General features: G+C 65.0%; 11 protein-coding genes. 3 read left to right on the forward strand and 8 right to left on the reverse strand.

Annotated elements, in window-relative coordinates:
• From AC1D00_RS09760 to AC1D00_RS09780, 5 genes are all read right to left on the reverse strand, one after another.
• Window positions 1–671: Rieske 2Fe-2S domain-containing protein (locus AC1D00_RS09760; RefSeq protein WP_477010525.1), on the reverse strand; the 671-nt coding region annotated here is incomplete at its 3' end.
• A 73-nt stretch (window positions 672–744) separates the two neighbouring features.
• Window positions 745–1,641: a TauD/TfdA dioxygenase family protein gene (locus AC1D00_RS09765; RefSeq protein ID WP_477010526.1), complete on the reverse strand. Its 897-nt coding sequence runs from the start codon at window positions 1,639–1,641 to the stop codon at window positions 745–747.
• Between the two features lie 264 nt (window positions 1,642–1,905).
• Entirely contained in the window at window positions 1,906–3,189 is a 1,284-nt protein-coding gene (gene ispG, locus AC1D00_RS09770; protein WP_027542165.1) for a flavodoxin-dependent (E)-4-hydroxy-3-methylbut-2-enyl-diphosphate synthase, read from the reverse strand.
• A gap of 12 nt (window positions 3,190–3,201) precedes the next feature.
• Window positions 3,202–4,155 carry a DMT family transporter gene (locus AC1D00_RS09775; protein WP_477010527.1) on the reverse strand — a complete coding sequence of 318 codons (954 nt, stop codon included), beginning with the start codon at window positions 4,153–4,155 and terminating at the stop codon, window positions 3,202–3,204.
• A 35-nt stretch (window positions 4,156–4,190) separates the two neighbouring features.
• Window positions 4,191–4,685, reverse strand: a complete 495-nt coding sequence (locus AC1D00_RS09780; protein WP_135175043.1) for a Fur family transcriptional regulator — start codon at window positions 4,683–4,685, stop codon at window positions 4,191–4,193.
• Window positions 4,686–4,840: 155 nt separating this feature from the next.
• On the opposite strand from AC1D00_RS09780, the gene AC1D00_RS09785 reads away from it, so the two are divergent.
• From AC1D00_RS09785 to AC1D00_RS09795, 3 genes are read left to right on the forward strand one after another with little or no spacing between them, the layout of a single operon-like run.
• Window positions 4,841–5,323: a MarR family winged helix-turn-helix transcriptional regulator gene (locus AC1D00_RS09785; RefSeq protein ID WP_092187000.1), complete on the forward strand. Its 483-nt coding sequence runs from the start codon at window positions 4,841–4,843 to the stop codon at window positions 5,321–5,323.
• Window positions 5,316–6,479, forward strand: a complete 1,164-nt coding sequence (locus tag AC1D00_RS09790; RefSeq protein WP_404551382.1) for an HlyD family secretion protein — start codon at window positions 5,316–5,318, stop codon at window positions 6,477–6,479. The genes AC1D00_RS09785 and AC1D00_RS09790 overlap by 8 nt, the downstream gene beginning before the upstream one ends.
• A gap of 40 nt (window positions 6,480–6,519) precedes the next feature.
• A complete protein-coding gene (locus tag AC1D00_RS09795; RefSeq protein WP_404551383.1) occupies window positions 6,520–8,076 on the forward strand; it encodes an MDR family MFS transporter in 1,557 nt (518 codons plus the stop codon).
• 194 nt (window positions 8,077–8,270) lie between these two features.
• Here AC1D00_RS09795 and AC1D00_RS09800 read toward each other — a convergent pair whose 3' ends face one another.
• From AC1D00_RS09800 to pcaG, 3 genes are all read right to left on the reverse strand, one after another.
• Entirely contained in the window at window positions 8,271–9,362 is a 1,092-nt protein-coding gene (locus AC1D00_RS09800; RefSeq protein ID WP_477010528.1) for a phosphotransferase, read from the reverse strand.
• Between the two features lie 49 nt (window positions 9,363–9,411).
• Complete coding sequence (locus tag AC1D00_RS09805; RefSeq protein ID WP_477010529.1) at window positions 9,412–11,103, reverse strand: methyl-accepting chemotaxis protein; 1,692 nt, start codon at window positions 11,101–11,103, stop codon at window positions 9,412–9,414.
• 261 nt (window positions 11,104–11,364) lie between these two features.
• The coding region (pcaG, locus tag AC1D00_RS09810; protein ID WP_477010530.1) for a protocatechuate 3,4-dioxygenase subunit alpha at window positions 11,365–11,723 on the reverse strand (359 nt) is incomplete at its 5' end.

The raw sequence follows: 11,723 nt of genomic DNA on the forward strand, positions 1-11,723 counted from the left end.
GGTCGCGGGTCCTCGGCGATCCAGCGCATGTGGTCGGTGCTGACGCGGACAAGCGGATTCACAAAGTGCTTCTTGATGTCCAGAATCTCGTTCTCCTCCTTGTCGAAGGAGAGATGCGCAAAGGTGAAATGCGCGGTGTCGATCGAGCCCTCCAGCGCCTGCACCCAATTGCAGTCCTGCCATTTCTTGCTGACGTAGCGGTGCGAAGCGGGCAGCAGCGCCATTTCGAGATCGGGCAGCTCGGGCATGGCGTCCGCCGGCCCCATATAGGCCCAGATCATCTCGCCCCATTCGCGCACCGGATAGGACTTGATGCGGATGAGATCCTTGGCGTTGAGATCGGGATAGGAGGTCGGCATGTCCACGCAGCGACCGTCGGTATCGAACTTCCAGCCGTGATAGACGCAGCGGATGCCGCACTCCTCAACGCGCCCAAGCCAGAGATTGGCGCCGCGATGCGGGCAGTATTGATCAATGACACCGACAACGCCGCGCGAATCGCGGAAGGCGAGCAGCTCCTCGCCGAGCACGGTGATCTTTTTGGGCTCGCTGTCGGGCTCGGGCAGTTCTTCGGACAGCAGGACGGGAATCCAGAAGCGGCGCAACAGCTCGCCCATGCCCGTTCCCGGGCCGGCCTCGGTCAGGAATTTGTTGTCCTCGGCGCGGAGCATTGCGGATCCTCCCGATTTGTTTTTTGGGAAGATTGGCGCGAGAGAGGGAAGACGTCAACGCAAGAAGCGGCGCCTACACCGACCGCTCCCCCTTCACCGTCACCCGCGTGCCCGAGCGCGTATGCGGCCAGTAGTCCCTCATCGCGCGGTGCTGGGTGCAGCGGTTGTCCCAGAAGGCGATGGCGTTCTCGGTCCAGCGGAAGCGGCACTGGAACAGCGGGTTCTCGGCGTGCTGGTAGAGATAGGCGAGCACCGCGTCGCTCTCGTCGCGCGGGATGCCGTTGATGTGGCGGGTGAAGCCGCGGTTGACGTAGAGCGCTTTCCTGCCCGTGACCGGGTGCGTGCGCACCACCGGATGCTCCGCGTTCGGATAGGACGGACGATCGGCGACGCCGTAATTGGCATAGAGCCCGCGATAGATCGGCTCGCCGTCATGCAGCGCGGTCAGCCCGTCGAGATAGGCCTTCATGCGATCCGACAGCGCCTCATAGGCCGCGTACATGTTGGCGAACAGCGTGTCGCCGCCGCGCGGCGGACACTGCTTGATGTAGAGGATCGAGCCCATCGGCGGCTCGAGATCGCAGGACACGTCGGAGTGCCAGCCCTCGCCGTTCGCGCGCGGCGAGTTCTTGTCGGCGTAGATCTTCATCAGCGCCGGGTCTTCGTCCTCGTGGGGAGCTGCGGGATGGARATGCAGCTCGCCGAACTTGYGGCCGAAGGCGAGATGCTGCTGTGGCGTGATGTGCTGGTCGCGGAAGAAGATGACGAGGTTTTCCGCGAGCGCGCGGTGAACCTCATCCATTTGCCGGTTGGAACGGCCATCGCCATCGACGAGCTTGCCGATGTCGACGCCGGATATTTCAGCGCCGATGATCGGTGTGAGCTTTTCGACCGCGATCGTTTCGTAGGGCGCGCCGTCTTCGGCCATGTGACGGTAGCGCGGGCCCTGCTTGCCGGCGAGTGAGCTCATGGCGTGTCTCCCGATCGTTGTTGATTGGGGCCATCGTAGCGCGCGGTAACAGATGCGCAATCTGCACCGCAAACACAGCCGTCGTACCGGACAAGCGCAAGCGCAGATCCGGGACCCATAGCCACAGGATCGAGTTTGGCGAAGGTTCGGAGTGACAGCCTGCCATAACCACAAAGTCCTGTGGTTATGGGTCCCGGATCTGCGCGCGCTTTTGGGCGCGCTTGTCCGGGACGACAGAGATGTATGGTCGCGAGCGGAGTACGACTACTCCGCCGCGGTCACCGGCACCTTGGCGCCCTGGCCGTAGCGCTGGTCGATGTAGTCGATCACCAGCGCCTTGAAGTCGGCGGAGATGGTCGGGCCGCGCAGCGTGCGGAACTTCTTGCCGTCGACGAAGACAGGCGCGGCCGGGGCTTCACCGGTGCCGGGCAAGGAGATGCCGATATTGGCGTGCTTGGATTCGCCGGGGCCGTTGACGATGCAGCCCATCACCGCGACGTTGAGCTCTTCCACACCCGGATATTTCGTCTTCCAGGCCGGCATCTCGTCGCGGATGAAATCCTGGATCGAGCGCGCCAGCTCCTGGAACGTGGTCGAGGTGGTGCGGCCGCAGCCGGGGCACGCCGCAACCAGCGGCACGAAGGTGCGGAAGCCCATGGTCTGCAAGAGCTCCTGGCCGACCTGCACCTCACGGGTACGGTCGCCGCCGGGCTCCGGCGTCAGCGAAATGCGGATGGTGTCGCCGATGCCCTGCTGCAGCAGGATGCCGAGCGCGGCCGAGGAGGCGACGATGCCCTTCGAGCCCATGCCGGCCTCGGTGAGACCGAGATGGATGGCGTAGTCGGAGCGCGACGCGAGATCCTGGTAGACCGCGATGAGGTCCTGCACCGCCGAGACCTTTGCGGAGAGGATGATGCGGTCCTTCGGCATGCCGAGCTCTTCGGCGCGCGCGGCCGAGAGCAGCGCCGACTGCACCATCGCCTCGCGCGTCACCGCGCGCACGTCGCGCGGATTGGCGGACGCGGCGTTCTCGTCCATCAGCTTGGTCAGCAGCTCCTGGTCGAGCGAGCCCCAATTGGCGCCGATGCGCACCGGCTTGCTGTTCTTGTTCGCGATCTCGATGATGTCGGCGAACTGGGTGTCGCGCTTGTCCTTGAAGCCGACATTGCCGGGATTGATGCGGTACTTGGCGAGCGCCTCGGCGCAGGCCGGATAGGCTGCGAGCAGCTTGTGGCCGATATAATGGAAGTCGCCGATCAAGGGCGTGGTGATGCCGCGCTTGGCGAGGCCGTCACGGATGTGCGGGACGGCGGCTGCAGCCTCCTCGCGGTCCACGGTGATGCGGACCATTTCGGAGCCGGCGCGCGCGAGCGCTGCGACCTGGGCGATGGTGCCGTCGATATCGGCGGTGTCGGTGTTGGTCATCGACTGCACGACGATCGGCGCCCCGCCGCCCACGGCGACGTCGCCGACCTTGACCTGGGTGGTCCGGTGCCGCGGCGCCGGGCCCGCGATGTCTGAATCGATGGTGTTCTCGAGCTTGTTCATGGGGTCCAAATATCAGGTTTTGGTGACGTTCAGCAATGCATCGCGCGGCGCCGYAGCCGATGAGCTGGGACGGTTAACTAGAAAAAGCCCAGCAATTACAAGGACCGCGGCGGCCCCGAACGTCAGGCTCAAGGTGTCGTGCATGATGAAATAGCTACCCACCACGCCAAACAAAGGGGTGATGAATGTAAAAGCAGATAATTTGCTGGCCGAATAGGCCTTCACCAGCGCGAACCAAAGCGTGAACGTGGTTCCCACCACCCAGATCGCCTGGAAGGCCATCAGGGCGAGGGACAGCGGCGCCGGCGTGTGGGTGATGGATTCGCCGAACAGCCAGGCCGCCAGGCCCAGGATCGGGATCGAGGTTGCAACCTGGTAGCCCAGCGCCTTCTCCGGCGCGGCGAAGCGCAGCCGCGTGCCCTTGGCGACCAGGGTCGTTGCCGCCCACAGCGCGGCACCGCCGACGATCATGAGGTCGCCGAGCAGCACCTTGGCATCGACATCCGGCTGCGGCACGCCGATGGCGAGCGCGACGCCGGCAAAGCTCACCGCGAGTCCCAGCCATTGCGTGCCGCCGAGCCGTTCGCCGAGCACCTGGTAGGAGCCGAGCGCGACGAAGAACGGCGCGGTGTAAAGAAACACCACGGCGCGGGACGCCGGCGTGAGGCGCAGGCCCTGGAAGATCAGCACGAACTCGATGCCGAACATCAGCCCGGCGATCAGGCCGGGCTTCCAGGTCCCGTCCTTCTCGAAGAATTTGACGCCACGTAAGCTGCCGATGATGAACAGCACCGGCAGCGCACCCATCGAGCGGATCATCGCCTGGAGCATCGGCGGGATGTCCGGCAGCACCAGCTTCACCGCGATCTGGTTGAAGCCCCAGGTCAGGCACAGCATCAGCATCAGGGCGATGGCGCCGGCACTGAGAGGGCGACCGGCGGACGGTATGGCTTGAGGTGAGGACATTTCTTCCCGAAATCCGGCTTCGCGCCGTTGTTGTATTAAGAGGTTTTCTGACAATGGGTGCAGATGCCCGTGATCTCGACCACGGACAATTTGGGGGCAAAGCCCGAGCTGCGCGCGGCGGCGTTGATATCCTTGGCGAAGGACGCTGACGGGATCTCGCCGACCAGGCCGCAGCGCTCGCAGATCAGGAATGCCACCGCCGAGGTCGCATCGTGGTCGTGGGCGGCGCAGGCGAGATAGGCGTTGCGGCTCTCGATGCGGTGCACGAGTCCGTTCGCCATCAAGAAATCGAGAGCACGGTAGACCGTGATCGGCGCCGGCCGCGGCATCGACTTGGCGAGTTCGTCGATCACCTCATAGGCGCCGAGCGGGCGGTGGCTGGAGAGCAGCGCCCCGAGCACCTGGCGGCGAATCGGCGTGAATTTCTGCGCGCGCTGCTCGCAAACCTCCTCGGCATGCGCCAGCGCGTCCGCAGTGCAGCGGCCGTGATCGTGGTCGGGCGCGGGAAATGCCGGTTTTGCGAGGGTCATTGCCTTGCGTTCTAGCATTTCGGCTGGGGAACCCAAAGGCCGGGCCACGCGCGGCTGTCAGCCATGCTTTTCCGGCGGGACAGCGTCGCATTAACCCGCCATGAAAAAATCATAAGCTTGCTTATAGTATCCCAAGCTTATTGGAGACAAAGCGCATGAGCCGCGGCCCCGTGGACCAGAACTTCCTGTTTACGCTCGCCGAGCTCTACCGCCTGCTGCGCGTCTACGCCGACAAGGAGGCGTCGCGCTTCGGCATCACCCGTGCGCAATGGGCGGTGCTGGCCAAGGTCGAGCGCAGCGAAGGCATGAAGCAGTCGGAACTCGCCGAGCTCCTCGAGGTGCAGCCGATCACGCTGACGCGCCTGATCGACAAGCTCTGCGACAATGACTGGCTGGAGCGCCGCAACGACGCCTCGGACCGCCGCGTCAAACGCCTGTACCTGAAGAAGGCCGGCCGGACGCTGCTCGGCCGGATGAGCGGGCTGCGGTCGGAAATCACCGCCAACGCGCTCGACGGCATCAATCCGGCGGACGCTCACCGTCTCCTCACCCAACTCGAATCCATCAAAGAAAACGTGCGTAACGCGATCCAGACCAGCGGAGCGGAACAAGCGCGTAAGGAGCAACGCTATGGCTGATCAGGTCCTGAAATTCCAGCCGGAGCAGAAGAGCGACAGCGGCAAGCCCACCAAGAAGGCCGGCACCGACCCGCGCCGCCGGCTGGTGGCCGGCCTGCGCCGTTATCGCCGCTTCCTGCTCCTGGTCGTGCTGCCGATCGTCGTCGCCATTGCCGGCTTGGCCTTCTATCTGAATGGCGGCCGCTATGTCGGCACCGATGACGCCTATGTCGGCGCGCAGAAGGTGCTGGTGACGCCCGACATCTCCGGCAAGATCGAGAAGGTCGTCGTGAGGGAAGGTCAGCTCGTCAAGCAGGGCGATGAGCTGTTCGAGATCGATCCCGTGCCGTTCCGCCTCGCGGTGGACGAGGCCAGGGCGCAGCTCGCGCAGGCGCAGTCGACCTATGACAATCTCCGCGCCAACATCAAGATCTACGGCGACATGCTTAATCTCGCCCAGCAGGGCGTCGACCTCAAGCAGCGCGACGTCGAGCGCAAGCAGGCGCTGGTCAAGAACAGCTACGGCTCGCAGCTCGATCTCGACAACGCGGCGAACGCGCTGGTCACGTCAGGCTCGATCGCGCAATACGTCAAGCAGCAGATCTCGACGGCCAAGACGCAGCTGCTCGGCGATACCGACCTGCCGCTGGAGAAATTCCCGCCCTACGCGCAGGCCAAGTCCAAGCTCGACAACGCCGAGCGCAATCTCGATCACGCCGTGGTGCGGGCGCCGATGGGCGGCGTCGCGACGCAGGTCGAGCAGATCCAGCTCGGCCGCTATGTCAGCGCCGGCACGCCGGTGTTCTCCATCATCGACGTCGCCCATCCCTGGGTCGACGCCAATCCGAAGGAAAGCGACCTCACCTACGTCACCGAAGGCCAGCCGGTTACCCTCGAGGTCGACGCGTTCCCGAACCACGTCTTCAAGGGCAAGATCGGCTCGCTCTCGCCCGGCACCGGCGCGCAATTCGCGATCCTGCCGCCGCAGAACGCCACCGGCAATTTCGTCAAGGTGGTGCAGCGCGTGCCGATCCGCATCTATTTCGACGAGACCGACAAATACGTGCGGAAGCTGAAGGCCGGCATGAGCGTCTACGCCACCATCGACACCGGACATCGGCGCTCGCTCGCCGGCCTGCTCGGCCTGTCGGCGACCGCGGGCCAGGACAAAGACTAAGCCAAAGACTAAGCCAAAGACCAAGACAAGGACTGATCCGATGTCCGGCCCCAATGCCAGCCTGATGGTCCCCGGCCTGCGCCGGAACATGGTGACGATCTGCGCCATGACCGCGACCATCATGCAGGCGCTGGACACCACCATCGCCAACGTCGCCCTGCCCTACATGCAGGGCACGCTGTCGGCCTCGCAGGACCAGATCAACTGGGTGCTGACCTCCTACATCGTCGCCGCCGCGATCATGACGGCGCCGGTGGGCTGGATCGCCAACCGCTTCGGCCGCAAGCGCATCTTCATCATCTGCTCGGCCGGCTTCACCATGGCCTCGGTGCTGTGCGGCCTCGCGCAGGACATCAACCAGATGGTGCTGTTCCGCCTGCTGCAGGGCGTATTCGGCGCGGCGCTGGTGCCGCTGTCGCAGTCGGTGATGCTCGACTATTACACGCTCCAGGAACGCGCCAAGGCGATGTCGATCTGGGGCATGGGCGTGATGATGGGCCCGATCATGGGGCCCTCGCTAGGGGCCTGGCTCACCGAGACCTATTCCTGGCACTGGGTGTTCTTCGTCAATCTGCCGTTCGGCGCCATTACCGTGCTCGGGCTGATCGTCTTCATGGACGAGACCAGGAAGGATATCAGCCTCAAATTCGACTGGTTCGGCTTCGCCGCGCTGGCGGTCGCGATCGGCTCGCTTCAGCTCGCGCTCGACCGCGGCGAGCAACTGGGCTGGCTCGAATCCAACGAGATCGTCGCGGAGTTCATCGTCTCCGCCGTCGCGTTCTACTTCTTCGTCGCGCACTCCTTCACGACCGCGACGCCGTTCATCCGCTTCGCGCTGTTCAAGGATCGCAATTTCGTCACCGGCTGCATGTTCATGGTGGTGATGGGGCTGGTGCTGTTCTCGACCATGGCGCTGGCCTCGCCCTACATGCAGAACGTGATCGGCTACCCCATCATCACCGCCGGCCTGCTGCTGGCGAGCCGCGGCTTCGGCACTTTCTTCGCCATGATGCTGGTCGGCCGCATGATGCGCTATTTCGAGGCGCGCACCCTGATCATCTCAGGCCTGACGCTGACCGCGGGCTCGCTCTACCAGATGACCGGCTGGACCGACCTGACCCAGGTGCCGGAGATCGTGACCGTCAGCGTCATCCAGGGCTTTGGCTTCGGCCTCGTCTTCGTGCCGCTCTCGACCGTTGCGTTCCTGACGCTGTCGAACGAGCTGCGTACCGACGGTACCGCGATGCTGACCCTGATGCGGAACGTCGCGAGTTCGGTCGGCATTTCCGTCGTCATCGCCCAGCTGACGCAGGGAACGCGCCGGACCTATGCGATCCTCTCCGAGCACATCAACCCGTTCAACCACGCGCTCCAGATGCCCGACGTCAGCGGCCTCATCAACCTCTCCACCGATGCCGGCCGCGCCATGGCCGACAGGATGGTCAGCGTGCAGGCGCAGATCATCGCCTTCGCGCACGACTATATGCTGGTGATGGTCTTCATCCTCTGCACCATCCCGCTCGCTTTGTTGATCGGCTCGACCAAGGCCACGCTGCGCAAGCAGGCCGCGGGGCCGGAACATGCGGTGATGGAGTAGGGGCACACGCGACCCACAATCTCCGCCGTCGTCCCGGCGAAGGCCGGGACCCATAGCCACAGGATTGWGTTCGGCGAAGACTCGGAGTTGCCAGCCCGCTCCACAACCGCTCCCTGGGGTTATGGGTCCCGGCCTACGCCGGGACGACGCGGCGAATGTCGGGCGGTCGTCGCGTCCCATTGCCGCTCCGTCGCCTACCCCAACAATTCCTCGCAGCCCAAATCCTCGACCGCGATCATCACCCGCTCCAGATTATTCCACCAGATCAACGGCGGGATGTTGATGCTCCACTGCCAGACCGGCCGGGTGATGTGCCAGAGCACCGACCATCGATAGTCGCGATCGAGCGCACCGCGCGTGTAGCCGGTGATGCCGCTCTCGATCAGCGTGTCGTGGTAGAGATTGAGCAGCGAGCGTTCGAGCGCCTGCCGGCGTTCCGGATACCATTGCATCGCCATCATATAGGCGAGGTCGTTGGTCGGAACGTTGATACTCCACAGATCGAAATCGAAGATGCGCACGGTGTCTGCGACGCCGGCGCGCGGCAGCATGAAATTCCAGATATGGGCGTCGCCATGGGTGATGCTGAGGTGCCGGCGTGAATGGTAGCGCCGGGACAGCCGGTCCGACTGATCGATGAGACGACGATAGAGGATGCGCCGCTCCTCGCTGAGGCGATCCCCGAGCAGGTCGGCGAAGCGGTCATAATGGCCCGCAAACGTCTCCATGTGTTGCGCGCTGTCCTCCGTGCTCGCCCAGGTGCCGGCGGTGTCGCCAAGTCCGGGATGGTCCCACCACGCCGCGTGCCAGCGTGCGAGGGTTGTAACGATCGCAACCGCCTGATCGCGCGATGGCGGCAGCGGCCAGGCCGTCGCGATTTCGTGGCTGTCGGTGAGGTCCTCGAGCAGAAGATGCCAAGTGAGGCTGTCCTCGTCGAAATGTCCGTCGAAGCAGCGGGGCACGAGTCCCGGCGGCATTTTCGGTGCGAGCCGGGTGTAGAAGGCCACTTCGTGCCTGCCGCCATTTGCCAGCGTCTGCGCGAATGCGGAATTGGCCGTCTTCAGGATCAGCGATTGCGGGGCACCGGCGGATTCTCCGACATAGCGCAGGCCAAGGCGGATGATGTGTGACACGACGGTGTCACGCTGATGCAGCACCTTCACCTCGCGGACGGCGCCAGCGTCCAGCACGCCGCCCCTGCGTAGCGCGACCGTCAGTTGGGCGGGCTCAACGACCGCCGGCAGTTGTGGATGTGTCATAGCCACGATGCCCCTGCCCCGCGCCATCCTGCACGATCACAACCCCGGGCACCAGCGGGGGACCCGGCGCCCGGCTTCAGGCCGCAGCCGTCGAATCGCGCACGGTCCGGACCACGACCGACCGCAGCTGTTCGAGATTGGACGCCATGCCGGCGATCGCCTGCCTGACCTCCCCGGCGCGCTCGTTCACGGAGGCGGCGTCGCGGCTGACATTGCCGATCTTGGCCGAGACCTCCTTCGCGGCGGACGCCGATTCGGAAATCGACCGCGCGATCTCCCGCGTCGCGGCGTCCTGCTGTTCCATCGCGGCGGCAACCGAGGTTGCCACACCGTCGATCTCGACGATGTGGCCCCCCATCGTCTCGACGGCATCGACCGCGGCCTGCGTCGAGGCCTGGATCGCGGCAATCAGCCGCCCGATCTCCTCGGTGGACTTGGCGGTCTGGTCGGACAGGGATTTCACTTCGGCGGCGACCACCGCGAAGCCGCGGCCGGCCTCGCCGGCACGCGCCGCCTCGATCGTGGCGTTGAGCGCCAGCAGGTTGGTCTGGCCGGCGATGCCGCCGATGAGGTCGGAGACCTCGGCAATCTTCTTCACCGATCCCGCCAGCGCCTGAATGGTCGAACGCGCCTGCTCGCGGCCGGCAACGGCCGATCTGGTGACCGTGCTGGTCCGCGCGACCTGGCCCGCGATCTCGCGGATCGAAGCGCTCAGTTCTTCGGCCGCGGCCGAAACGGTCTGGGAGCTGCCGAGTGCCTGGGTGGAGGCAGCGGCCACCGCCTGCGACTCCGAGGACAGCGATCGCGCGATCTCGGACAGGCTGGAGACGACCCGCTCGACGCCCTGGCTCGCCGCACTCGCGGTGTCGACCGAGCGCCCGGTCTCGCGCTCGACGGTCTCGGCCATCTGGTGCAGGGCGCCGCGCTTGGCGCGCGCGGCCTCCTGCTCCTTCTGCAACTGCTCCTCGCGCAGCCGCGTATTCTCGATCGCGGCCTGCTTGAACACCAGAAGCGCGCCCGCCATCGAGCCGACCTCGTCCTGACGGTGGGCAAACGGAATGTCGGCGGCGATATCGCCGGTCGCGAGCTTTTGCATCGTATCCGTCATGCGCACGATCGGGCGCACCACGCCGAGGGCAACGCCGAGCAGCCCGGCGGCTATGAAGGCCAGGACGGCGGCGGTCACGCCGAGGAGGATGTAGAGGATCGAGCTCTCGCGCTCCGCGGCCAGCTTCTCCATGTCGGCATTCTGCTTGTTGGCGCTCTCGACGATGCTGTCGATGACGGCGCGATGCGCGGTGTAGGCGTCCTTGAGCTGCGCGTAGGCGCGTTCGGCGGCAGCCATGTCCTTGGCCTTGAGGGCCGGCAGAAGCTGGTCCGACAGGAGCTTCCAGAACTTCTGCACCTCGGCATCGGACTTCGACACCAGTGCCGTCTTCAGGTCGGCCGAGAGGCTGGAAGCGATCCAGAATGCCTTGCGCTCGTCGTAATCCTTGCGGAGCTGGACCAGGCGCTCGCCATGGGCCGCCAGCTGGTCCGGCTCGCGCATGGCGAGGGTCGCCTCGAGATAGGCCTCGATGACATATTCCGGGGGCGGCAGGATGTCGGCGATGAGGTCGTTGCCGAGCTTGATGTCGGAATAGAGCGGCCCGCCGACCTTGAGCTCCTTCAAGGCGTAGAGGCTGGTGGAGACCACGGCCGTGAAACCGATGGCCAGAACGATGCCGAAAGCAATGATCGCGGAGGAAAGCGACAGACGAATTTTCATGAAACAATCCAGGGCATGCGTCGAAACCGCAGCGACCCTAGACGAATACGGTAAATACGGGCTTGCTTCGCGCCAGAATTGTATCGCGCGCGCTCCGCACAACTACGGGGATTGGGCATCAATCATCGGTTTTTGAGTCAGCGAGGCTGACACACAAACCTGGAAGAGAGTGATTTCAGGCCCGATGCAACGCAGCGCCCGCCTTGATGCGTGGAATGAGAAACGCGCGCCGGCGGAGCAGGCCTCCCGGCACGCGTTGCCTCACACGTCGAAGAACACCGTCTCGTCGTCGCCCTGCAAACGCAGGTCGAGGCGATAGACGGCCTTGCCGGCCTCGCGCGTCGCGATCAGCGTGGCGCGGCGATCGGCGGGCACCAGCGCCAGCACGGGATCGGCGGCGTTGCCGGCCTCGTCGCTGAAATAGATCCGAGTATAGAGATGCCGCAGCATGCCGCGGCCGAACACCGCAAGGAGGATATGCGGCGCCTGTGGCTTGCCGTCGGGATCGGGCACCACGCCCGGCTTGACGCTGTCGAAGGCATAATTGCCGTCCTTGTCGGTGCCGCAGCGGGCGAAACCGCGGAAGCTGGCATTCGGCAGCGCGCGCTTGTCCTGCGGGT

It is taken from the genome of Bradyrhizobium sp. P2_E8, from assembly GCF_056403875.1.

Coding starts and splice junctions, on each gene's coding strand:
- ispG (WP_027542165.1), bottom strand. CDS start 3,189: ATGAACAAGCTCGAGAACACCATCGATTCAGACATCGCGGGCCCGGCG.
- AC1D00_RS09780 (WP_135175043.1), bottom strand. CDS start 4,685: ATGACCCTCGCAAAACCGGCATTTCCCGCGCCCGACCACGATCACGGC.
- AC1D00_RS09785 (WP_092187000.1), top strand. CDS start 4,841: ATGAGCCGCGGCCCCGTGGACCAGAACTTCCTGTTTACGCTCGCCGAG.
- AC1D00_RS09790 (WP_404551382.1), top strand. CDS start 5,316: ATGGCTGATCAGGTCCTGAAATTCCAGCCGGAGCAGAAGAGCGACAGC.
- AC1D00_RS09795 (WP_404551383.1), top strand. CDS start 6,520: ATGTCCGGCCCCAATGCCAGCCTGATGGTCCCCGGCCTGCGCCGGAAC.
- AC1D00_RS09800 (WP_477010528.1), bottom strand. CDS start 9,362: ATGGCGCGGGGCAGGGGCATCGTGGCTATGACACATCCACAACTGCCG.
- AC1D00_RS09805 (WP_477010529.1), bottom strand. CDS start 11,103: ATGAAAATTCGTCTGTCGCTTTCCTCCGCGATCATTGCTTTCGGCATC.